Source organism: Streptomyces sp. NPDC007095 (genome assembly GCF_040634475.1).
GTDB lineage: Bacteria > Actinomycetota > Actinomycetes > Streptomycetales > Streptomycetaceae > Streptomyces.
This window is the reverse complement of sequence record NZ_JBEYFS010000010.1, coordinates 39726-61874: the sequence shown is the minus strand read 5'-3', so window position 1 is coordinate 61874 and position 22149 is coordinate 39726. Positions and strand designations below refer to the sequence as shown.

Annotated in this window: 18 protein-coding genes; 13 read left to right on the top strand and 5 right to left on the bottom strand. The window is 69.0% G+C overall.

All coding sequences use genetic code 11. The features are described 5' to 3' along the window. Window positions 1–9 precede the first annotated feature (9 nt). Window positions 10–1554: a hypothetical protein gene (locus tag ABZ656_RS05680; RefSeq protein WP_360264889.1), complete on the bottom strand. Its 1545-nt coding sequence runs from the start codon at window positions 1552–1554 to the stop codon at window positions 10–12. A gap of 106 nt (window positions 1555–1660) precedes the next feature. Between ABZ656_RS05680 and ABZ656_RS05675 the strand changes: the two genes are divergently transcribed. From ABZ656_RS05675 to ABZ656_RS05660, 4 genes are all read left to right on the top strand, one after another. Next, entirely contained in the window at window positions 1661–2854 is a 1194-nt protein-coding gene (locus ABZ656_RS05675; RefSeq protein WP_360264886.1) for a hypothetical protein, read from the top strand. Then, window positions 2851–3849 carry a phosphotransferase gene (locus ABZ656_RS05670; protein WP_360264883.1) on the top strand — a complete coding sequence of 333 codons (999 nt, stop codon included), beginning with the start codon at window positions 2851–2853 and terminating at the stop codon, window positions 3847–3849. The genes ABZ656_RS05675 and ABZ656_RS05670 overlap by 4 nt, the downstream gene beginning before the upstream one ends. 48 nt (window positions 3850–3897) lie before the next feature. Then, window positions 3898–4209, top strand: a complete 312-nt coding sequence (locus tag ABZ656_RS05665; protein ID WP_360264880.1) for a hypothetical protein — start codon at window positions 3898–3900, stop codon at window positions 4207–4209. Window positions 4210–4320: 111 nt separating this feature from the next. Continuing rightward, on the top strand, window positions 4321–4542 hold the full coding sequence (locus tag ABZ656_RS05660) for a hypothetical protein (protein WP_360264877.1): 222 nt from the start codon (window positions 4321–4323) through the stop codon (window positions 4540–4542). On the opposite strand, the gene ABZ656_RS05655 is transcribed toward ABZ656_RS05660, so the two are convergent. The 4 genes from ABZ656_RS05655 to ABZ656_RS05640 are packed head-to-tail and all read right to left on the bottom strand — an operon-like array spanning window position 4517 to window position 8387. After that, window positions 4517–5293, bottom strand: a complete 777-nt coding sequence (locus ABZ656_RS05655) for a succinate dehydrogenase/fumarate reductase iron-sulfur subunit (protein WP_101400472.1) — start codon at window positions 5291–5293, stop codon at window positions 4517–4519. The two genes, ABZ656_RS05660 and ABZ656_RS05655, sit on opposite strands and share 26 nt — an antisense overlap. Further along, complete coding sequence (locus ABZ656_RS05650; protein WP_101400473.1) at window positions 5290–7233, bottom strand: fumarate reductase/succinate dehydrogenase flavoprotein subunit; 1944 nt, start codon at window positions 7231–7233, stop codon at window positions 5290–5292. The genes ABZ656_RS05655 and ABZ656_RS05650 overlap by 4 nt, the downstream gene beginning before the upstream one ends. 17 nt (window positions 7234–7250) lie before the next feature. Beyond that, window positions 7251–8072 (bottom strand): hypothetical protein, encoded by an 822-nt coding sequence (locus ABZ656_RS05645; RefSeq protein ID WP_360264873.1) that lies wholly within the window; start codon window positions 8070–8072, stop codon window positions 7251–7253. A gap of 24 nt (window positions 8073–8096) precedes the next feature. Next, window positions 8097–8387 (bottom strand): hypothetical protein, encoded by a 291-nt coding sequence (locus tag ABZ656_RS05640; protein WP_101400475.1) that lies wholly within the window; start codon window positions 8385–8387, stop codon window positions 8097–8099. Between the two features lie 395 nt (window positions 8388–8782). Here ABZ656_RS05640 and ABZ656_RS05635 point away from each other — a divergent pair, with 395 nt between their 5' ends. The 9 genes from ABZ656_RS05635 to ABZ656_RS05595 all read left to right on the top strand — a co-directional run bounded on the left by ABZ656_RS05635 (window position 8783) and on the right by ABZ656_RS05595 (window position 22010). Next, window positions 8783–11023, top strand: a complete 2241-nt coding sequence (locus ABZ656_RS05635; protein WP_360264870.1) for an ABC transporter family substrate-binding protein — start codon at window positions 8783–8785, stop codon at window positions 11021–11023. 181 nt (window positions 11024–11204) lie between these two features. Then, complete coding sequence (gene typA / locus ABZ656_RS05630) at window positions 11205–13112, top strand: translational GTPase TypA (RefSeq protein WP_101400478.1); 1908 nt, start codon at window positions 11205–11207, stop codon at window positions 13110–13112. A 721-nt stretch (window positions 13113–13833) separates the two neighbouring features. Continuing rightward, on the top strand, window positions 13834–15459 hold the full coding sequence (locus ABZ656_RS05625) for an ABC transporter substrate-binding protein (protein WP_101400479.1): 1626 nt from the start codon (window positions 13834–13836) through the stop codon (window positions 15457–15459). A 154-nt stretch (window positions 15460–15613) separates the two neighbouring features. Beyond that, window positions 15614–16546 (top strand): ABC transporter permease, encoded by a 933-nt coding sequence (locus ABZ656_RS05620; protein WP_360264866.1) that lies wholly within the window; start codon window positions 15614–15616, stop codon window positions 16544–16546. Further along, window positions 16539–17486 (top strand): ABC transporter permease, encoded by a 948-nt coding sequence (locus ABZ656_RS05615; RefSeq protein WP_360264863.1) that lies wholly within the window; start codon window positions 16539–16541, stop codon window positions 17484–17486. The genes ABZ656_RS05620 and ABZ656_RS05615 overlap by 8 nt, the downstream gene beginning before the upstream one ends. Before the next feature lie 11 nt (window positions 17487–17497). Next, window positions 17498–18556 (top strand): ABC transporter ATP-binding protein, encoded by a 1059-nt coding sequence (locus ABZ656_RS05610; protein WP_360264860.1) that lies wholly within the window; start codon window positions 17498–17500, stop codon window positions 18554–18556. Next, complete coding sequence (locus ABZ656_RS05605) at window positions 18549–19694, top strand: dipeptide ABC transporter ATP-binding protein (RefSeq protein ID WP_360264852.1); 1146 nt, start codon at window positions 18549–18551, stop codon at window positions 19692–19694. The genes ABZ656_RS05610 and ABZ656_RS05605 overlap by 8 nt, the downstream gene beginning before the upstream one ends. Before the next feature lie 124 nt (window positions 19695–19818). Beyond that, window positions 19819–20202: a VOC family protein gene (locus ABZ656_RS05600; protein ID WP_101400484.1), complete on the top strand. Its 384-nt coding sequence runs from the start codon at window positions 19819–19821 to the stop codon at window positions 20200–20202. A 173-nt stretch (window positions 20203–20375) separates the two neighbouring features. Further along, entirely contained in the window at window positions 20376–22010 is a 1635-nt protein-coding gene (locus tag ABZ656_RS05595) for an ABC transporter substrate-binding protein (RefSeq protein ID WP_101400485.1), read from the top strand. The last annotated feature ends 139 nt before the right edge of the window (window positions 22011–22149 follow it).

Below are 22149 nucleotides of genomic sequence, written 5' to 3'. Positions count from 1 at the left end.
CCCGCGCCCTCAGAAGTCCCTGCGCCCGCGTGTCCGCGGTCCGCCGAAGCTCGCCGCGGGGGCTTCGGGGGTGTCGTCCAGCAGGATCCCGCCGAGCACCGCACCGCCGACGCCCGCACCCTCGGGCCCGGCATACGGATTCCCGTACGCCCGCACGTCCCGCTCCGCGAGCTGCTGAGCCTCCAGGGCGAGCCCATCGGCGCGCCGGACGTCGACGAGGGTGCGGGGCGCGAGCGCGAGGTGCCACTCCGCCTCCGACAGCCGGGTCCGGGCCCCGACCCCGACCGCTCCCCGGTGCGTCGTGACGAAGTCGGAGGCGAGGGTGACGGCACTGCGGGCCGGAAGGAGCGCGTGGTCGAGGAAGGCCCGGTCCAGGATGGCCCGGTCGACGGAGACGCGGTCCTCGGCGAGGAGCGGTGCCGCGGCGTCGGCGACGCGACGGAGGGCGCCGAGGGGGTCGTACGGACGGACGCCGCCCGCGATCTCCCGCCGCACGTCGGCGACGGCCGACGCGGCGTGCGTGATCCGACCGGGCAGCGCACCGACGGCCGGGTGGCCGCGCGCCGCCGCCAGCTCGACCCGCGCGTCACGCAGTGCGCCGGGCAACAGGGCCGCCGCGGAGGCGAGTTCGGAGGCCAGCCGGTCGATACCGTCCATGAAGAGGCCCGCCTGGTCGACGGCGGCCTCGGCGGCCCGCAGATACGCCGTCGCCCGCGCGCCCTCCCCCCTGTCCAGGGACTGCCCGGCCTGGTCCAGGCGGGTGGTGGCGAACACGAGCCGGTCCTTGGCCTGTTCGACGTGGCCCGCGACGGACAGGGACGCGGAGGGCGCGTACCGCTCGCGCAGCTCGGTGAGTGCCGCCTCCGCGGCCGGGGTGCGCGCGGCGAGCTCCCGGAAACGGGCCTGCGCCGACTCCAGCGCGGCAGGCAGCGTCCGTTCCAGGGCGCGCAGCAGGTCGAACCCGGGCGCCTCCGCGTCCAGCCGCCGCCCCGCCTCCGAACAGCGGGCGACGATGTCCTCCAGCAGCTGCCGCCGCACGAGGCTGTCGTCCGTCAGGGAGTCGTCCAGCCGCTGCCACAGCCGGAAGGACACCGTCAGCTCGGAGCGCGCGAACGCCAGTGCCTCCGAGTACGTCTCGACGGCCTCCTCTCCGAACCGGTCCGCGGCCCAGCCGAGTTCCTCCGTGCCGGTGCGCACGCAGTCGTCGATCTCGACGAGCAACCGCCCCGCCCGCCGGTCGAGTTCGGTGAACGGCACGGGATGCGGGGTGCCGCCGCCGGGTGTCGTACGGGTCCGGGCCCGCCGTGTCCGCCGCGCGTATGAGTACGCCGCCAGCGCCCCCGCGGCGACCACCACGACGAGGGGCAGCACGAGATCGCCGGTGCTCGTCCCGCCCCGCCCGGGCGCGGCCCGCACCTCGTCGGCACCCGCCCGTGCGACGGGCAGCAGCAGCCACCCCACCGCCAGCAGCCCCCCGAGCACGGCATGCGCCACCCGTACGGCTATGTGGGACGTGGCTCGGCGCGACCGGCTTCGGCTCAGGGGCGACGTCACATTTGGGAGCGTATGACCGCTTGCGCCGGGGCGCGACCGGGGGTGCGCCGAGGCGGTGCCGCTTAAGGTACGGGAGATACGGGGGCGTACGGAGGGGGCACGGGGGATGGACGAGCAGCGCACGGGGACCGGGGCGGAGCCGGTGGAGGAGACGACGGCGACACCGGCCGGGGCGGGGGCGGACACCGGGGCGGGGACAAAGAGGGGAGCGGGCGGGCCGGAGGACGACGGGTGCCGTACCTCCCCGAGCCGTGTCCCCGCCTGGCTTCGAACGGTGGGCCGGGGCTGGCGGCACCCCCGCCTCCGCCGGCCCAAACGGGTCGCGCTCGCGCTCGTTGTGGTGTCGGTGCTCTCCCTGCTCGCCGTGGGCACCGCCCTGCGGGTCGAATACGCCGGAGACCCGGCCTCCGGTACCCGGACCAGGAACCGTGACGCCCTCTGGATGGGCCACGCCTGGGTGGACGGCCGGAAGAAGGACGCGGACGTCAAGGCGCTCGCGGAGCGGCTGCGGACGACCGGGATCCGCGATCTGTACGTGCACGCGGGACCGCTGGAGCACGACGGGACCCTGCCCGAGTCGGCGTACCCGAAGGCGCGTTGGCTGGTCGAGGCCGTGCACCGCGAACTGCCCGGCGTCCGCGTCCAGGCCTGGCTCGGCGACGTGCTCGCCACCGAGGGGGAGGTCGGGATGCGCCTGGAACGGGCGGCCACCCGGGCCGCCGTCGTCCGCTCCGCCGGGCAGATCCTCGACGCCGGTTTCGAGGGCGCCCACTTCGACCTGGAGCCCCTGCACTCCGGCGACTCGAACTACCTCTCCCTGCTCGACGATCTGCGCCGCGTCACCCGGGCCCACGACGCCCAGCTCTCCGTCGCCGCCCACCAGATCGACCCGCTCCCGAACCTCCACTCCGTCTTCGGCGTCTTCACGGCGCACCCCAAGTGGTGGTCCCAGTCGTTCTTCGGACAGGTCGCCCGCCGGGTCGACCAGATCGCCGTGATGTCGTACGACACGGCGCTTCCGCTGGAGAGCCTGTACGGGGGTTACGTCGCCGAGCAGACCTCCCTCGCTCTCGAAGTCACCCCGGAATCGACCGACCTGCTGATGGGGCTGCCCTTCTACTACGAGGACAACATGGACCACCACGGCTCCGCCGAGACGGTCGCGGCGGCCGTCCGCGGCGCCCGCCTCGGCCTCTCCCGCACCGACCGCACCCGGGAACACTTCGGCGTCGCCCTGTACGTGGACTTCGCCGCCCGGGAGAAGGACTGGACGGCGTACGAGGAAGGCTGGGTCCGGTGACCGTCACCCGCAGACCGCTCACGAGGGACGAGCTGGCGCCCCTCGCGCGTGCCGCCCTCGGCCCGGCCCGGACGCTCACCGCTGTCGCCCGTCTGCGCGGCGGCAGCAAGAAGGGTGTCTACCGGCTCTTCCTCGACGACGGCTCCACCGCGGTCGCCTACGTCTGGGACCCGGCCGAGGACTACTGGGACGCGGAGCCGGCCGACCCACGAGACTCCTTCTCGCACGCCTCCGGGCTCGATCTCTTCACCGCCGCGTACGACAGACTCACCGCCCTCGGCATCCGCACCCCCCGCCTGCTGTTCGCCGACCGCACACACACGCGCGTGCCCTCGGACGTGGCCGTGGTGGAGGACATACGCGGCGGCAGTCTGGAGGACCTGCTGCACCGCGACCCCGAGGCCGCCGCGGGGCCCCTGCGGGACCTGGCCGAGGCCCTGCGCACCCTGCACGCCCACCCCGCACCACGCCACGGCAAGGTCGCCGTCGTCGACAACGGCGGCAGCGCGCACGGCGGTTCGTGCGAGCAGGTCGTCCTCGAACGGGCCCTGGCCGACCTGGCGGAGGCCGCCGCACGCGACCCCCGGATCGCCGCCGTACGCGAGGCCCTGCACGACCGTCTGCACGCCCTCGCCGAGAGGGTCCGCCCGCGTAGCCGCGTCGGCCTGGTCCACGGCGAACTCGGCCCGGACCACGTGCTCGTGGACGGGCACGGCCGCCCCGCCCTCATCGACATCGAGGGCCTGCTCTACTTCGACGCCGAGTGGGAGCATGTCTTCCTCCGCCAGCGCTTCCACCACGCCTACGAGGCACTGCGCGCCGACGGCCTCGACGAGGACCGGCTGCGCCTCTACCGCCTGGCCATGCACCTCTCACTGGTCGCGGGCCCGCTCCGGCTCCTCGACGGCGACTTCCCGGATCCGGAGTTCATGCGGGCGATCGCGGAACACAGCATCGGGCAGACCCTCACGCTGCTGGAGAACCCCGTGCCATGATCTGAGGGCGCGCGTCGGTTCGGCGCGCTCCGGGGGAGGGGGAAGTCCGTGCACCCGTATCTGGTGGCCTTCGCCGCGCTGGCCATGACCGGCGCGGCGCTGATGGGGATCGCCGGGATCGTCACGGGATGGGTGCCGCCCTGGCTGCGCCCCCGTGTCTTCCGGCCGAAGCTGTGGGGGTACGGCTCGGTGATGGGAGCCGCAGGGATGTCCCTGTACATGTTCATCGGCCCGCTCCGAGGGCCCGACCTCAGCATGGCGCCCTTCGCGATGACCGGTATGGCCCTGTTCATCGCGGGGCTCGTGCTCCAGATAGCCTCCCGGAGCCCCGGTCGCGCCGACGCCCCCGAACGCCGATGACAGGGCCCTGGCTCTTCGCGGCAGGCCTCGGCGAAGGCGTGGTCCTCGGACTCGCGGCGGCCGTCGGGATCGTCGCCGTGCGGCCGGGTGCCGGGGTGGGAGCGCCGTCCCGTGCTGCGGCGCCGCCTGTGGGGCCGGGGCGCGCTGCTGGTGACGGCGGCCGTCGCGCTCCAGTCGGTGAACCTGGTCTTTTCGGACCCCGGCTTCCTCCAGTTCGCGGGCGCCCTCGTGAGCGGCGCGGGCCTGATCACCGGGGCCGCCCTGATGTACCGGGCGACCCGAGACCGCCGCCGCGGCCCCACCGCTCCTACGACGACGAATCCCGCCTCCTGATCTTCGACCCCAGCCACACCAGCGGGTCGTACTTGCGGTCGACCGCCCGTTCCTTCAGGGGGATCAGGGCGTTGTCCGTGATCTTGATGCCCTCGGGGCAGACCTCCGTGCAGCACTTGGTGATGTTGCAGTAGCCGAGGCCGTGCTCGTCCTGGGCGGTGCGCTTGCGGTCCAGGCCGGTGTCGGCGGCCGAGTCCAGCGGGTGCATGTCCAGTTCGGCGACGCGCATCAGGAAGCGCGGGCCCGCGAACGCCGGTTTGTTCTCCTCGTGGTCGCGTACGACATGGCAGGTGTCCTGGCACAGGAAGCACTCGATGCACTTGCGGAACTCCTGCGAGCGGTCCACGTCCTCCTGCTGCATGCGGTACTCGCCGGGGCCGAGCCCGGCCGGGGGGACGAACGCGGGGACCTGCCGCGCCTTCGCGTAGTTGAAGCCGACGTCCGTGACGAGATCCCGTACGACCGGGAAGGCGCGCAGCGGTGTGACGGTGATCGTCTCCTCCCGCGTGAACACCGACATGCGCGTCATGCACATCAGCCGGGGGCGCCCGTTGATCTCCGCCGAGCACGAACCGCACTTACCCGCCTTGCAGTTCCAGCGGACGGCCAGGTCCGGGGCCTGGGTCGCCTGGAGCCGGTGGATGATGTCCAGCACCACCTCACCGTCGTTGACCTCGACCGCGAAGTCCTTCAGGCCGCCGCCCTTCACATCCCCGCGCCACACCTTGAAGCGGGCCTCGTAGCTGCTCACTCGTAGAGCTCCTCTTCGGCGAGGTACTTGACCAGCTCCTCCTTCTCGAAGAGGGCGAGCAGGTCGGGACGAATGGGTTCGGTGGTCTCGCGGCTGAGGTCGATCTGGCCGTGCACCGGATCGGTGGCCGCCAATCCGCCTGTGGGATCGGTGAGTTGGCACAGGAGGTTGATGCGACGCCAGGTCCGCTCCATCGTCGGATGGTCCTCGCGGGTGTGGCCGCCGCGCGACTCCGTGCGCTCCAGGGCGGCGCGGGCCACGCACTCGCTGACCAGGAGCATGTTGCGCAGGTCGAGGGCGAGGTGCCAGCCGGGGTTGAACTGCCGGTGGCCCTCGACCCCGGCCCGCCGTGCCCGTACCCGCAGCTCCGCGAGTTTCTCCAGGGCCTGTTCCATCTCGGCCTCGCGGCGGATGATGCCGACCAGGTCGTTCATGGTCTGCTGGAGTTCCTGGTGGAGGGTGTAGGGGTTCTCGGGCGGGTGTCCGCTCTCCGTACCGGGCTCCGGACCCTCGGCCGAGAAGGGCCGCAGGGCCTCGGCCGCCGCCGTGTCGATCTGGATGTCGTCCACGGGCGGGCGGTCCCCGGCCAGGTCGGCGGCGTGCTCGGCGGCGTGCAGCCCCGCCCGCCGCCCGAAGACCAGCAGGTCGGAGAGGGAGTTGCCGCCGAGCCGGTTGGAACCGTGCATGCCGCCCGCGACCTCACCTGCGGCGAACAGCCCCGGTACGCCGCGCGCGGCGGCCGAGTCCGACTCGACCGCGATGCCGCCCATCACGTAGTGACAGGTGGGCCCGACCTCCATCGCCTCCGCCGTGATGTCGACGTCCGCGAGCTCCTTGAACTGGTGGTACATGGAGGGCAGTCGGCGCCTGATCACCTCGGCGGGCATCCGGGTCGACACATCGAGGAAGACCCCGCCGTGCGGCGACCCGCGACCCGCCTTCACCTCGGAGTTGATGGCGCGGGCGACCTCGTCACGCGGCAGCAGCTCCGGGGGACGCCGGTTGTGGTCCGGGTCCTCGTACCAGCGGTCGCCCTCCTCCTCGGACTGCGCGTACTTCTCCTTGAAGACGTCCGGGATGTACTCGAACATGAACCGCTTGCCTTCGGAGTTCCTGAGCACCCCGCCGTCCCCGCGCACCGACTCGGTGACCAGGATCCCCTTCACCGACGGCGGCCAGACCATGCCCGTCGGATGGAACTGCACGAATTCCATGTTGAGCAGCGGCGCTCCGGCGAGCAGCGCGAGGGCGTGCCCGTCGCCCGTGTACTCCCACGAGTTCGACGTCACCTTGAACGACTTGCCGATACCGCCGGTGGCGATGACGACGGAGGGAGCTTCGAGCACGAAGAAGCGCCCGGACTCGCGCTCGTAGCAGAACGCCCCGGCGACGCGGTTGCCGTCCTTCAGCACACGTGTGACGGTGCACTCCTGGTACACCTTCAGCCGGCTCTCGTAGTTCCCGGTCTCCTTCATGTCCTCCTGCTGGAGCGACACGATCTTCTGCTGGAGGGTCCGGATGAGCTCGAGCCCGGTCCGGTCGCCGACGTGTGCGAGCCGTGGGTACTCGTGGCCGCCGAAGTTGCGCTGCGAGATCCGCCCGTCCTTCGTACGGTCGAAGAGGGCGCCCCAGGTCTCCAGCTCCCACACCCGGTCCGGGGCCTCCTGCGCGTGCAGTTCGGCCATCCGCCACTGGTTGAGGAACTTGCCGCCCCGCATGGTGTCGCGAAAGTGGACCTGCCAGTTGTCGTGCTCGTTGGCGTTGGCCATGGCCGCCGCGATGCCGCCCTCGGCCATCACCGTGTGCGCCTTGCCGAACAGCGACTTGCAGATCACGGCCGTACGGGCGCCACGTTCGCGCGCCTCGATGGCGGCGCGCAGTCCGGCGCCCCCGGCACCGACCACGACGACGTCCCACTCCTGCCGGTCGACCACGGACATCAGAAGGCCCCACTCATCTAGAAGAAGCGCGGATCGTCGAAGGCGCCGGACGCGAGCAGATACACGTAGAAGTCGGCGAGCGCCACGCTGATCAGCGACGCCCACGCGAGCAGCATGTGACGGGCGTTCAGCCTCCCGACCCACTGCCACATCCGGTACCGCACGGGATGTTTGGAGAAGTGCTTGAGCTTGCCGCCGACGATGTGCCGGCAGGAGTGGCAGGACAGGGTGTACGCCCAGATCAGCGTGATGTTGAGCAGGAAGACCAGGGTGCCCAGGCCCATGTGGCCCCAGCGGTAGTGCTCGTCTCGGAAGGAGAGCACGGTGTCGTAGGTCAGGATCCCGGCGACGACGATCGCGGCGTAGAAGAAGTACCGGTGGATGTTCTGCAGGATGAGCGGGAAGCGGGTCTCGCCGGTGTACTTCTTGTGCGGTTCCGCCACCGCGCAGGCCGGGGGCGACAACCAGAAGCCGCGGTAGTAGGCCTTGCGGTAGTAGTAGCAGGTCAGCCGGAAGCCGAGCGGGAAGATCAGGATGATGACGGCGGGGGAGATGCCCCACCAGCTCCCGAAGAGGTCCGCGTTCGGGCCCGCGTGCATCGTCCGGCACCGCTCGGCCAGACAGGGCGAGTAGAACGGCGAGACGTACGGCGCCGAGTAGTAGTTCGTGTCCGCGAACGCGCGCCAGGTCGAGTACACGACGAAGGCCAGCAGCCCGGCCGCGGTGACGGCGGGCGCCAGCCACCAGCGGTCGGTGCGCAGATGCGGGGCGGTGATCGCGGCGCGCGTACCGGTCCGTACGCCGCCGCTGTTCGGATGTGGTTCCGTACCAGTGGTCAAGGGAGAGCTCCGGTCGGGGTCGGGTCAGGGGGCGTGCCGGTCGCGGGCGCCAAGACCCTCGTCGTCCGAGTCCGTCCACAAGGCGTTGTCGTACGGGGTGTCGGGGATGGCCACGAGATCGGGGCGCCGCGGCGAGGTGGCGCAGGGGGCCGTCTCGCGCAGCAGCGCGACGCTCTCGCGCAGATGGTCGGCGTCGGCTCGGACGCGGCGCATCTCGAGCCCGCCGCTGCCCATTTGCTGTTCCAGGCGGCCCACCGACCGGTTCAGGTCTTCGAGGCAGCGCTGCACTGACATCAGGTCGTCTTGCACGGACATGACGTGACCTCACTTCCGTGGGCCGTCCGGGCCCTGGGTGGCAACGTTCATGCGCCTGCGAGTGTTGCGCGTCACACCTGCCGGTGTGAAGGGACGTGCACCAATTGGCGGGCGTGCGCTGGGGGCGCCGTCCCCTGGGGGTTGCGCCCCCAGACCCCCGCTTCGGCTTGAACGGTCTCGTCCTCAAACGCCGGACGGGCTGAATCGAGTCGGCCGGCGTTACGCCGCACGGGTGTGCTTGCTCTCGCTCCTCGCGTGTCGCCACCGGCAGGCGAACCCTTTCCTCTTCAGTGGGTCCGTAGATCTGATCAACTCCTTATATCGGTAAATATACCGCCAAACATGATCAGAAACCCTGTTCGCCCGCGGAGCGGCTTGTCCTGGAGGTACCAGAGATGTCCCACGACGGCGTCGGACTGCGCGCGGTGATGCGCTCGGTCGCGTTCCTCACCGCGGGCGCACTCGCGGTACCCGCCCTCGCCGCGTGCAGCGCGGACGAGGAGGTCGCCAAGCCCGTCGCCGCGCAGGACATCGCGCCCGCGACCCGCGACCGCATCGAGGACGGCGGCACCCTCCGCTGGGCGGTGGACGCCGTACCGCAGACCCTCAACACCTTCCAGGCGGACGCCGACGCCGGCACCTCCCGGATCGCCGGCGCCGTACTGCCGTCCCTGTACCGCCTCGACTACAAGGGCACCCCCCAGCTCAACCCCGACTACCTCGAATCGGCCAAGATCGTCGAGAGCGAGCCCAAGCAGGTCGTCCTCTACAAGCTCAACCAGCAGGCCGTCTGGAGCGACGGCCGCGAGATCGGCGCCGCCGACTTCGCCGCCCAGTGGCGCGCCCTGTCCGGCAAGGACAGCGCGTACTGGACGGCCCGCAACGCCGGCTACGACCGCATCGAGAAGATCGAGCAGGGCAAGAACAACCTGGAGGTCCGCGTCACCTTCAGCCGCCCCTACGCCGACTGGAAGTCGCTCTTCTCACCGCTGTACCCCAAGGACGTGATGGGCACCGCGGACGCCTTCAACGACGGGGCGCGCACCAAGCTCCAGGCCACCGCGGGCCCGTTCACCCTCCAGAAGATCGACCACAAGGGCGGCCAGGTCCTCCTCACCCGCAACCCGCACTGGTGGGGCCGCCCCGCCAAGCTCTCCGAGATCGTGCTGGTCGCCGTCCCGCGCGACAAGCGGGCCGAGGCGCTCGCCGCCGACAAGGTCGACCTGGCCGAGATCGACCCCGAAGAGGCGGGCCGGATCACGCTCGCCGCCCGCGACAAGGGGACCGGCCCGTTGCAGGGACCGGGCTCCGCGCTCACGCCCACGAAGGCGCTGCGTTCCCGGGCGGTCGCGCACGGCTCCGACGGGGAGGCCGCGTCCGACGAGACCGAGGCCCGCAAGGAGCAGAGCGCGGTGATCGCGACGTACGTCCGTCAGCAGACGGCCCTGCGCGACTTCGTGGTCCGCAAGTCCCTCGAGCCCGCCTACACCCAGCTGGCCCTGAACGGCTCCGAGGGCCCGCTCGCCGACGAGCGCGTCCGTCGCGCCGTCGCCCGCGCCATCAACCGCGACGAACTCGCCAAGGTCGTCCTGAGCCCGCTGGGCCTGCCCGCCGTCCCGGTCGGCAGCCACCTCGCGCTCTCCGGCCAGCCGGCCTACGCCGACAACAGCGGCGCGCTCGGCGGTCAGGACACCAAGGAGGCGCAGGCGCTGCTGGCGGATGCCGGATGGGTGCCCGGGGGACCGGTGAACGAGCAGCAGCAGAAGAAGGACAAGGACAAGGCGGCCGGGCCCGAGGGCAAGAAGGCGGACTCCGACGCCGACTCGGACGACGGGACGTTCATCGTCGGCGAGGACGACAAGAACGGCGAGGCCGACCGGGACAAGAAGGACCCGAAGGACCACGCCGAGAAGCAGGGGAAGCACGGGAAGCAGCACGCGGACGACCAGGCCGACAAGCACCTCGACGGCAGGCAGTACGCCCCCAAGGACAACCGGCAGGGCGGGGCGCCCGGCGCCTACGCGCCCAAGGGCACGGCCGCCCCGGCGGGCGCGGCGGCCGGCGCGCTCGCCAAGGACGGCAAGGCGCTGACGCTGCGCTTCGTCCTGCCCTCGGGTCCCGGTTCGGAGTCGCTGCGCACGGTCGCCGACCAGATCTCACGGATGCTGGAGCGCATCGGCATCCGGACCGAGACGTCCAAGGTGCCGGACGACAGCTATTTCAAGGACCACATCGCCTCGGGCCAGTACGACCTGGCGCTGTACTCCTGGCCCGCCTCGGCCTTCCCCGCCACCGACGCCCGCCCGATCTACGCGAAGCCCGTCCCGGCGGCCGACGGCTCCCTCGCCGTCGAGCAGAACTACACCAGGGTCGGAACCGACCAGGTCGACCAGCTCTTCGACCAGGCCATCGCGACGCTGGACGAGGACGAGTCGCGTTCCCTGGTCCGCAAGGCCGACGCCCGGATCTGGGCCGCCGCCGGATCGATTCCTCTCTACCAGCGCCCCCAGCTCACGGCCACCCGTCTGAACCTCGCCAACGCCGGTTCCTTCGGATTCCAGACCCCCCTCTACGAGGACATGGGCTTCCTGAAGAAGGGCGTGCAAGGGGGAACGGCAACAAAGAAGGACAAGTAAGAAGGGCACGTAAGAAGGGCGAGCAACGCCGCCCACGGCCTCCGCGGACTAGCCCGCGGAGGCCGTGCCCGTCAAGGCCACGTACCATGGGGTAAGGCCGTGGCGTGTCCAGCCCGGCAGGGTCCGCGTAGCACTGACGTACGCGCAGGCCGTCCACTCACTCCGGGAGAAGCGCCTCAATATGGCCACGCGCCACGACATCCGCAACGTCGCCATCGTCGCCCACGTCGACCACGGCAAGACCACCCTGGTCGATGCCATGCTCAAGCAGGCCGGTGCCTTCGCCGCGCACGCCGCCGAGTCGCTTGACGACCGCATGATGGACTCGAACGACCTGGAGCGTGAGAAGGGCATCACGATCCTGGCCAAGAACACGGCCGTGAAGTACCACCCGAAGGATGGTGGTGAGGTCATCACCATCAACATCATCGACACCCCGGGCCACGCCGACTTCGGTGGCGAGGTCGAGCGCGGTCTGTCGATGGTGGACGCGGTCGTCCTCCTCGTGGACGCCTCCGAGGGTCCGCTGCCGCAGACCCGCTTCGTGCTGCGCAAGGCGCTGCAGGCCCGCCTGCCCGTCATCCTGTGCATCAACAAGACGGACCGTCCCGACTCGCGCATCGACGAGGTCGTGAACGAGGCGTACGACCTCTTCCTCGACCTGGACGCCGACGAGGACCAGATCGAGTTCCCGATCGTCTACGCGTGTGCGCGTGACGGCGTCGCCTCCCTGACCAAGCCGGAGGACGGCACGGTCCCGCAGGACAGCGACAGCCTGGAGCCGTTCTTCACCACGATCCTGGAGTCCGTCCCGGCCCCGTCCTACGACGAGTCCGCCCCGCTCCAGGCGCACGTCACCAACCTGGACGCCGACAACTTCCTCGGCCGTATCGCGCTGCTCCGCGTCGAGCAGGGCGAGCTGCGCAAGGGCCAGACCGTCACGTGGATCAAGCGCGACGGCACGATGTCCAACGTCCGCATCACCGAGCTGCTGATGACCGAGGCGCTCACCCGCAAGCCCGCCGAGGTGGCGGGCCCCGGTGACATCTGCGCCGTCGCCGGTATCCCGGAGATCATGATCGGCGAGACCCTGGCCGACCCGGAGAACCCGATCGCGCTGCCGCTGATCACGGTGGACGAGCCGGCGATCTCGATGACGATCGGTACGAACACCTCGCCGCTGGTCGGCCGTGGTGGCACCGGCAAGGGCGCGGACGCCAAGTCCGCGGTCAAGGACCGCAAGGTCACCGCCCGCCAGGTCAAGGACCGTCTCGACCGCGAACTGGTCGGTAACGTCTCCCTGCGGGTGCTGGACACCGAGCGTCCGGACGCCTGGGAGGTCCAGGGCCGTGGTGAGCTCGCGCTCGCCATCCTGGTCGAGCAGATGCGCCGCGAGGGCTTCGAGCTGACCATCGGCAAGCCGCAGGTGGTCACCCAGGTGATCGACGGCAAGGTGCACGAGCCGGTCGAGCGCATGACGATCGACGTGCCCGAGGAGCACATGGGCGCGGTCACGCAGCTCATGGGCGTCCGCAAGGGCCGGATGGACAACATGTCGAACCATGGCTCGGGCTGGGTCCGCCTGGAGTTCGTCGTTCCCTCCCGCGGCCTCATCGGCTTCCGGACCGAGTTCCTGACCGGTACGCGCGGCACGGGCATCGCCCACTCCATCCACGAGGGCCACGAGCCGTGGTTCGGCACGCTCACGACCCGTAACAACGGCTCGCTGGTCGCCGACCGCTCAGGCGCCGTCACCGCGTTCGCGATGACGAACCTCCAGGAGCGCGGTGTGCTGTTCACCGACCCCGGCACCGAGGTGTACGAGGGCATGATCGTCGGCGAGAACTCGCGTGCCGACGACATGGACGTGAACATCACCAAGGAGAAGAAGCTCACGAACATGCGGTCGTCCTCGGCCGACTCGTTCGAGGCGATCGTCCCGCCGCGCAAGCTCTCCCTGGAGCAGTCCCTCGAGTTCTGCCGCGACGACGAGTGCGTCGAGGTGACCCCGGAGGCCGTGCGTATCCGCAAGGTCGTCCTCGACCAGAAGGAGCGCGGTCGCACCGCCAGCCGCGCCAAGCACGGCTGACCTCGGCCGTTTCCGCAGTGATTTCGGGCACCTCGCATCCGCGGGGTGCCCGACGCGTTGGGGGGCGCGCCGAGCGCGACGCGCGGCTTGCGCCGCGGTACGGGGCTGCGATAGGGCGGAGAGCGAGGGGAGGGTAGGGAAAACCCTTCATTACGGAGGAGTAGTCCTCCAAATTGGCCGGTTCCCACTACCCTGCAATCACGTGGGTCCCGGCCGCACGGCGCGTCTCGGTGCCGTGATCACACCGTCGGGGACGCACTCGCTTGATCAGCGAACGGCCTTGTCGTGGAAGCCGGTTGACCGCATAGAGGGGCAGCTGTCTCCGCCGGCCCGGGGTGCGTGGGCACGCCGATGGCACCCCCACATGACGGCCACGATAGCCGCAACCTCTTTTTTCGCTCCGGGTGTCCGCAATGCGGACGGTCGAGACCGATAGATGTGTAACAAGTCCGTTTCGCAGGGATCTTTCAGCAAACCCTTTGTCCGGATTTTGGAAGAAGTAGGCGACAGGTGTGATCGAACCGAGACCTTGTGAGTGTGGTCGGGGTCTGGCCCATGGCAGATAGTTAGGCGCGTAGAGCTCGGATCAACGGGCCATACGCCTTCAGGTGGCGTCGGCTTGCGAGCGCAGGGGGCACCAGCACTTTCTCCGTCCCAAGTGTCGGCAATGTGACTAGTGCTCCCTTTTGCGGTGAACCAATGGACTCATGAGGAGGAACCCATGCGCGGTGCCAAGAGCGCCAAGTGGGTCGCGATAGCCGCGGTTGTGGCGCTGGGAGCGACCGCCTGTGGTGGTGGCGGTGGCGACAAGGGCAGCGACAGCAAGGCCGCCGTCGACCCGGCCGGTAAGTTCTCGGTCGAGGTGGGCGAGCCGCAGAATCCGCTGCAGCCGGCCAACACCATGGAGTCCAACGGCAGCATCGTCATCAAGTCGCTCTTCTCGCAGCTCGTGAGCTACGACGACAAGGGCAACATCGTCAACGTGAACGCCCAGTCGGTGGACACGAAGGACAACAAGACCTACACGGTCAAGCTGAAGTCGGGCTGGAAGTTCCACGACGGCACCCCGGTGACCGCCACGTCCTACGTCAAGGCGTGGAACTGGGCCGCCGCCCCGGCGAACAAGCAGACCAACAGCTTCTGGTTCTCCGACATCGCGGGCTACGACGACGTCGCCCCGGCGAAGGGCAAGCCGAAGGCCACGACGATGTCCGGTCTGAAGGTCGTCGACGACAACACCTTCACGATCACGCTCTCCAAGGCGATCCCCTACTACGTCTACAAGCTCGGCTACGAGGTCTTCTCGCCGCTGCCCGAGTCCTTCTACAAGGACCCGAAGGCCGCGGGCGAGCACCCGATCGGCAATGGCCCGTACAAGTTCGTCAGCTGGTCGCACAAGAAGCAGATCGAGGTCGCCAAGTTCGACGGCTACCAGGGTCCGGACAAGGCCAAGAACGGTGGTGTGATCTTCAAGAACTACACCAACCTGGAGACGGCCTACGAGGACCTGAAGTCGGGCAACGTCGACGTCCTGCGTCAGATCGCCCCGAAGGACCTGCCGGTCTACAAGTCGGACCTCGGCAGCCGCGCGGTGGACAAGGCGTACTCGGCGATCCAGACCATCGCGCCGGCCTTCTACACCAAGCAGTGGAAGAACATCAACCCGAAGGTCCTGCAGGGCCTGTCGATGGCGATCGACCGCGCCACCATCACCAAGACGGTGCTCCAGGGCACCCGCGAGCCCGCCACCGGCTGGGTCGCGAAGGGTGTGCTCGGCTACGAGCCGAACGTCGGCGGTGACGTCTTCACGTACAACCCGACCAAGGCCAAGCAGCTCATCAAGGACGGCGGCGGCGTTCCGGGCAACGCCATCACCATCCAGTACAACGCGGACGGCGGTCACAAGGAGTGGGTGGAGGCGGTCTGCAACTCGATCACCAACGCCACCGGCGTCAAGTGCGCGGGTGACTCCAAGGCCGACTTCCAGGCCGACCTCAACGCGCGTGACGCCCAGCAGGTCAAGTCCATGTACCGCAGTGGCTGGGTGCTCGACTTCCCGATGAACGCCAACTTCATCCGTGACCTGTACGGCAGCAAGTCGGACGGCAACCAGAGCGGCTTCTCGAACAAGAAGATCGACGCCGACATCGCCGCGGCCGACACCGCCAGCTCGCTCGCGGACTCGGAGAAGAAGTACCAGGACATCGAGAAGGAGCTCGTCAACTACATGCCGAGCATTCCGCTCTGGTACTACAAGGTCAACGCGGGCTACTCGGACAAGGTCACCGGCGTCGCGTACGCCCAGGACGGCGACCCGATCCTGACCGGCGTTCAGGTCAAGAAGTAACCGCAATCAGCCCGTGATCCCGGGTGCGGCGCCGCCTCGTGCGCCGCGCCCGGGGGGACGGCAGCGGCCGGGGGGCCCTTTCCACGCGCATCGTTCAGGGGTGCGCGGGGAAAGGGCCCGTCGGCTGTCGTCGTAGTAACTACATGGAGGCACGATGGGGCGCTACGTCGCACGACGACTGCTCCAGATGATCCCGGTCTTCATCGGGACAACCCTGCTGATCTTTCTCATGGTCTACGCCCTGCCCGGCGACCCCGTGCGAGGCCTGTTCGGCGACAAGGGCGGAAGCCCTGCCGTCATCGCCTCACTGAGACATCAGTACGGCCTGGACCAGCCGATCCTGGTGCAGTACTACCACTACATGAAGGACATGATCCTTCACCTCGACTTCGGCACGCAGATCGCGAGCGGCCGCCCCGTCACGGACGTGCTCGGCGAGGCGTTCCCGGTGACCCTCCGTCTTAGCGGGCTGGCCTTCGCCATCGAGTTGGTCCTGGGCATGGCCCTGGGCATCTGGGCGGGCCTGCGTGCCGGGCGGTTCGCGGACAACGCGATCCTGCTGGTCTCGCTGCTGCTGATCTCCGTTCCGGTGTTCGTTCTCGGCTTCATCCTGAAGGTCGTCTTCGCCTTCCAGCTCAACTGGCTGCCGCCGAACGTGAACGACTCCACGAACTACAACGAGTTGCTGATGCCGGCGTTCGTCCTCGCGACCGCCTCGCTGGCCTATGTGACCCGGCTCACCCGTACGTCGGTCGCCGAGAACCTGCGCGCCGACTACATCCGTACGGCCGTCGCCAAGGGCCTGCCCCGGCGTCGTGTGGTGGGTGTCCACCTCATGCGCAACTCGCTGATCCCCGTGATCACCTACCTGGGCACCGACATCGGCGCGCTGATGGGCGGAGCCGTCGTCACCGAGGGCCTGTTCAACATCCAGGGCATCGGCGGCACGATCTACCAGTCCATCGTGCGCCGCGAGGGCACCACGCTCGTGGGCCTGGTGACCATCCTGGTCTTGATCTTCCTCCTCGCCAGCCTGCTTGTCGACCTGCTTTACGCGGTCCTGGACCCGAGGATTCGCTATGCCTGACGTGACCAAGACCGACGTCCAGACGGCGGTGGCGACCGACGACGGGGCCACCCCGGTGGCGGTCCCCGCGACCAAGCCGGAGAAGTCCCGCAGCCTGTGGGGCGACGCCTGGAACGACCTCCGGCACAGCTGGATCTTCGGTGTCTCGGCGGTGCTGATCGTGCTGCTGCTGACCATCACCTTCTTCCCGGGGCTGTTCACCGACACCGACCCGATCAAGGGCGACCTGGCCAAGCACTTCCTGCAGAAGCCGAAGTTCGGCCACGTCTTCTCCGCGGACTGGCTGGGCTACGACCAGCAGGGCCGCAGTGTTTACGCCCGTACCATCTACGGCACCCGGGCCTCCGTGGCCGTGGGCTTCGGCACCACCCTCGCGGTGACGGTCGTGGGCGGCCTGATGGGCATGATCGCCGGATACTTCGGCGGCATCGTCGACTCGATCCTGTCGCGTCTGACGGACGTCTTCTTCGGCATCCCGTTCCTGCTCGCCACCATGGTCGTGCTGACCTCCTTCCCGGACCGCACGACCTGGGTCGTCATCGGCGCGCTGGCCGCCTTCGGCTGGACGCAGATCGCCCGTGTGATGCGTGGCGCGGTGATCACCACCAAGCAGGCCGACTACGTGCACGCGGCCAAGGCCCTGGGCGCGAGCACCCCGCGGATCATGTTCCGGCACATCCTGCCGAACACCCTCGCCCCCGTGATCGTCGTCTCCACCATCTCGCTCGGTGTCTACATCTCCGCCGAGGCGACCCTGTCCTTCCTCGGACTCGGCCTCAACGGCGTGTCCTGGGGCAACGACATCTCGGACGGCGGCAACCAGATCCGCGTGGCGCAGTGGATCATGCTCTATCCGTCGATCATGCTCAGCATCACGGTGCTGGCGTTCATCATGCTCGGTGAGGCCGTCCGTAACGCCCTCGACCCGAAGCTGCGCTGAGGGAGGCGTACGTGACCATCATCGAAGACTCCGTCCCGGTGCCCGCCCCGCGTAAGGGCGGCACCGACGACGGGCCGCTGCTCGAAGTGCGTGACCTGCACGTCGAGTTCCACACCCGCGAGGGCGTGGCCAAGGCGGTCAACGGTGTCAACTACAGCGTCAGTGCGGGCGAGACGCTCGCCGTGCTCGGCGAGTCCGGCTCCGGCAAGTCCGTGACCGCGCAGGCGATCATGGGCATCCTCGACATGCCGCCGGCGAGGATCCCGCAGGGTGAGATCCTCTTCCGCGGCCAGGACATGCTCAAGATGTCCGGCGAGGAGCGCCGCAAGATCCGCGGCCAGAAGATCGCCATGATCTTCCAGGACGCGCTCAGCTCGCTCAACCCGGTCCTGTCCGTCGGCTACCAGCTCGGCGAGATGTTCCGGGTGCACCAGGGCCTCTCCAAGAAGGAGGCCAAGGCCAAGGCGATCGAGCTGATGGACCGGGTGAAGATCCCGGCCGCCGCGGCCCGCGTGAACGACTACCCGCACCAGTTCTCGGGCGGTATGCGCCAGCGCATCATGATCGCGATGGCGCTGGCCCTGGAGCCGGACCTGATCATCGCGGACGAGCCCACCACGGCGCTCGACGTGACGGTCCAGGCCCAGGTCATGGACCTGCTCTCGGACCTTCAGCGCGAGTACAACATGGGCCTGATCCTGATCACCCACGACCTCGGCGTCGTCGCCGACGTCGCGGACAAGATCGCCGTGATGTACGCGGGCCGGATCGTGGAGCGCGCCCCGGTCCACGAGCTGTACAAGCGCCCCGCGCACCCGTACACGCGGGGTCTGCTGGACTCGATCCCGCGCCTGGACCAGAAGGGCCAGGAGCTGTACGCGATCAAGGGGCTGCCGCCCAACCTGCTGCGCATTCCGACCGGTTGCGCCTTCAACCCGCGCTGCCCCAAGGCCCAGGACATCTGCCGTACGGACGTCCCGGGGCTGCTCCCGGTCAGCGAGCAGGACGGCACCGAGCTGGTCGGCCGCGGTTCGGCCTGCCACTTCTGGAAGGAGACGATCCATGGCTGAGCTCAGCAAGAACGACGAGCAGGAGGCCACCCCGAACGTCTCCGAGGTGGAGGTCGTCGACGCCCACTCCGAGGCGGAGGCGGTCGCCGCGATCGAGGCGCCGGTGGACCGTGGCGAACCGATCCTTCAGGTGCGCAACCTGGTGAAGCACTTCCCGCTCACCCAGGGCATCCTGTTCAAGCGGCAGGTCGGCGCGGTGAAGGCCGTCGACGGTGTCTCGTTCGACCTGTACCAGGGTGAGACGCTGGGCATCGTGGGCGAGTCCGGCTGCGGCAAGTCCACCGTGGCCAAGCTCCTGATGAACCTGGAGCGGGCCACCGCGGGCGAGATCTTCTACAAGGGCCAGGACATCACCAAGCTGTCCGGGCGCGCCCTGAAGGCCGTGCGCCGCAACATCCAGATGGTCTTCCAGGACCCGTACACCTCGCTCAACCCCCGTATGACGGTGGGCGACATCATCGGTGAGCCCTTCGACATCCACCCCGAGGTGGCTCCGAAGGGCGACCGGCGACGCAAGGTCCAGGAACTGCTGGACGTGGTCGGCCTCAACCCCGAGTACATCAACCGCTACCCCCACCAGTTCTCGGGCGGTCAGCGTCAGCGCATCGGCATCGCCCGCGGTCTCGCGCTCAACCCCGAGATCATCATCTGCGACGAGCCGGTGTCGGCGCTGGACGTGTCGGTCCAGGCGCAGGTCATCAACCTGATGGAGCGGCTCCAGGACGAGTTCAACCTGTCCTACCTCTTCATCGCGCACGACCTGTCGATCGTCCGGCACATCTCGGACCGGGTCGGCGTGATGTACCTCGGCAAGATGGCGGAGATCGGCAGCGACGAGCAGATCTACGACCACCCGACGCACCCCTACACCCAGGCGCTGCTGTCGGCCGTCCCGGTGCCGGACCCGGAGGCCCGTGAGCACCGCGAGCGGATCATCCTGACCGGTGACGTGCCGTCCCCGGCCAACCCGCCGTCGGGCTGCAGCTTCCGCACCCGTTGCTGGAAGGCCCAGGACAAGTGCTCCGTGGAGACCCCGATCCTCGCGGTGCCCCAGGTGTTCATGGGCGTGGACTCGCCGGCGGCCCATGAGTCGGCGTGCCACTTCGCCGAGGAGAAGGACGTCGTGCACGCGGCCTGAGCGCCAAGCGTCCCGTGATCGACCGGCCGGTTCCCGGCACCGCCACCGCGGTGCCGGGAACCGTCTTTTTCGGGTGAAGGAGGATCGGGCGGGGAAAGATCGGGCGAGGACCGGGTGGGGGAAGATGCTGCATCACGTCGAACTGTGGGTACCGGACCTGGAGCGCGCGGTCCGCTCCTGGGGATGGCTGCTGGAGCGCCTGGGCTGTGAGCCGTACCAGGAGTGGCCGCAGGGCCGCAGCTGGCGCAGGGGCGAGACCTATCTCGTCGTCGAGCAGTCGCCCGCGCTGAAGACGGACTCCCACGACCGCCTGCGCCCCGGCCTGAACCACCTCGCCTTCCACGTGCCGGACCGCACCGAACTCGACCGGCTTGTGGCCGAGGCACCCCGCCACGGCTGGTCCCCCCTCTTCCCGGACCGCTATCCGCACGCGGGCGGCCTGGAGCACTGCGCCGCGTATCTGGAGGACGCGGACGGCTTCGAGGTGGAGTTGGTGGCGCGCGGCTGACGCATGTCGCGCCTGACCCATGTCGCGCCTGACACGTATCGGGCTGACACATATGGGTGTGCGATCCCACGTACGGGTGGGCTGAATGTGCGGTATGCGCCTTAGCGGTCGATATTGGCCGGTAATGGAACAGCGCCGCGGCGCTGGCGGCAGCGCACTCTGGGAGGCACTCCATGCGTGGAGCGACGCACGCCAAATGGGCCGCCGGCGCGGCGGCGGTGGCCCTCGTGGCGACCGCCTGCGGTGGCGGGGGCGGCGGGGGTGGCGGCAGTGGCGGCGCGTCCGGAGTGCTCAGTTCCTCCTGGGGAGATCCGCAGAACCCGCTGGAGCCGTCCAACACCAACGAGGTGCAGGGCGGCAAGGTCCTCGACATGATCTTCCGGGGTCTGAAGCGGTACGACGCCAGGACCGGTGCGGCCCAGAACATGCTGGCGCAGAAGATCGACACCTCGGACTCGCAGAACTTCACGATCACCGTCAAGGACGGCTGGAAGTTCAGCAACGGAGAGCCCGTCACCGCCCGGTCCTTCGTGGACGCCTGGAACTACGGGGCCGGTCTCAAGAACAACCAGAAGAACGCCTACTTCTTCGGGTACATCGAGGGCTACGACAAGGTCCACCCCGAGACGGGAACGCAGAGCGCGGACACGCTGTCGGGGCTGAAGGTCACCGGCGCCCACACCTTCACCGTCAAGCTCAACCAGAAGTTCTCGACCTTCCCCGACACCCTCGGCTACGTTGCCTTCGCGCCGCTGCCCAAGGCGTTCTTCAGCGACCACGCGGCCTGGCTGAAGAAGCCGATCGGCAACGGGCCCTACACCGTCGACTCGTACGCCAAGGGCTCGATGATGTCCCTGCGGAAGTGGGACGCGTACCCGGGGACGGACAAGGCGCAGAACGGCGGGGTGGACCTGAAGGTCTACACGGACAACAACACCGCCTACACCGACCTGATGGCGGGCAACCTCGACCTCGTCGACGACGTGCCCGCCGCCCAGCTCAAGAACGTGAAGAGCGACCTCGGCGGCCGGTACATCAACACCCCGGCCGGCATCATCCAGACCATCGCCTTCCCGTTCTACGACAAGGCCTGGGACAAGAGCGGCATGGAGAACGTCCGCAAGGGCCTGTCCATGGCGATCAACCGGGACCAGATCACCAGCACGATCTTCCAGAAGACCCGCACCCCGGCCTCCGACTGGACCTCACCGGTGCTCGGCGCGGCCGGCGGCTTCCAGGACGGCCTGTGCGGCGCCTCCTGCCGGTACGACCCCGCGCAGGCGAAGAAGATGATCCAGGACGGCGGCGGACTGCCCGGCGGCCAGATCAAGATCTCGTACAACGCGGACAGCGGCTCCCACAAGGAGTGGATCGACGCCGTCTGCAACTCCGTCAACAACGCGCTGGGCAACGACAAGGCCTGCGTCGGCAACCCCGTCGGCACCTTCGCCGACTTCCGCAACCAGATCGGGCAGCACAAGATGCCGGGTCCGTTCCGGGCCGGCTGGCAGATGGACTACCCGCTCATCCAGAACTTCCTTCAGCCGCTGTACTACACGAACGCCTCCTCCAACGACGGCAAGTGGTCGAACAAGGACTTCGACAAGCTCGTCGACCAGGCGAACGCCGAGACCGACAAGGCCAAGGCCATCCAGCTCTTCCAGCAGGCCGAAGGGGTCGTACGGGACAACATGGCCGCCATCCCGCTCTGGTACCAGAACGGCAGCGCGGGCTACTCGGACAGGATCTCGGGCGTGGCGCTCAACCAGTTCAGTGTGCCCGTCTACAACGAGATCAAGGTCAGCTGAGCCGTCCACGGGGCCAGGGCCTGTCATTTGGATCAGGCCTGGGCCGCGGGGTCTGGCACGCACATCTGCGGCGTTGTCGTCGGTCAACGACGCTCCGCGTCGCCTCCCTCCTCCGCCTTGCAGCTGCACGCACCAGACC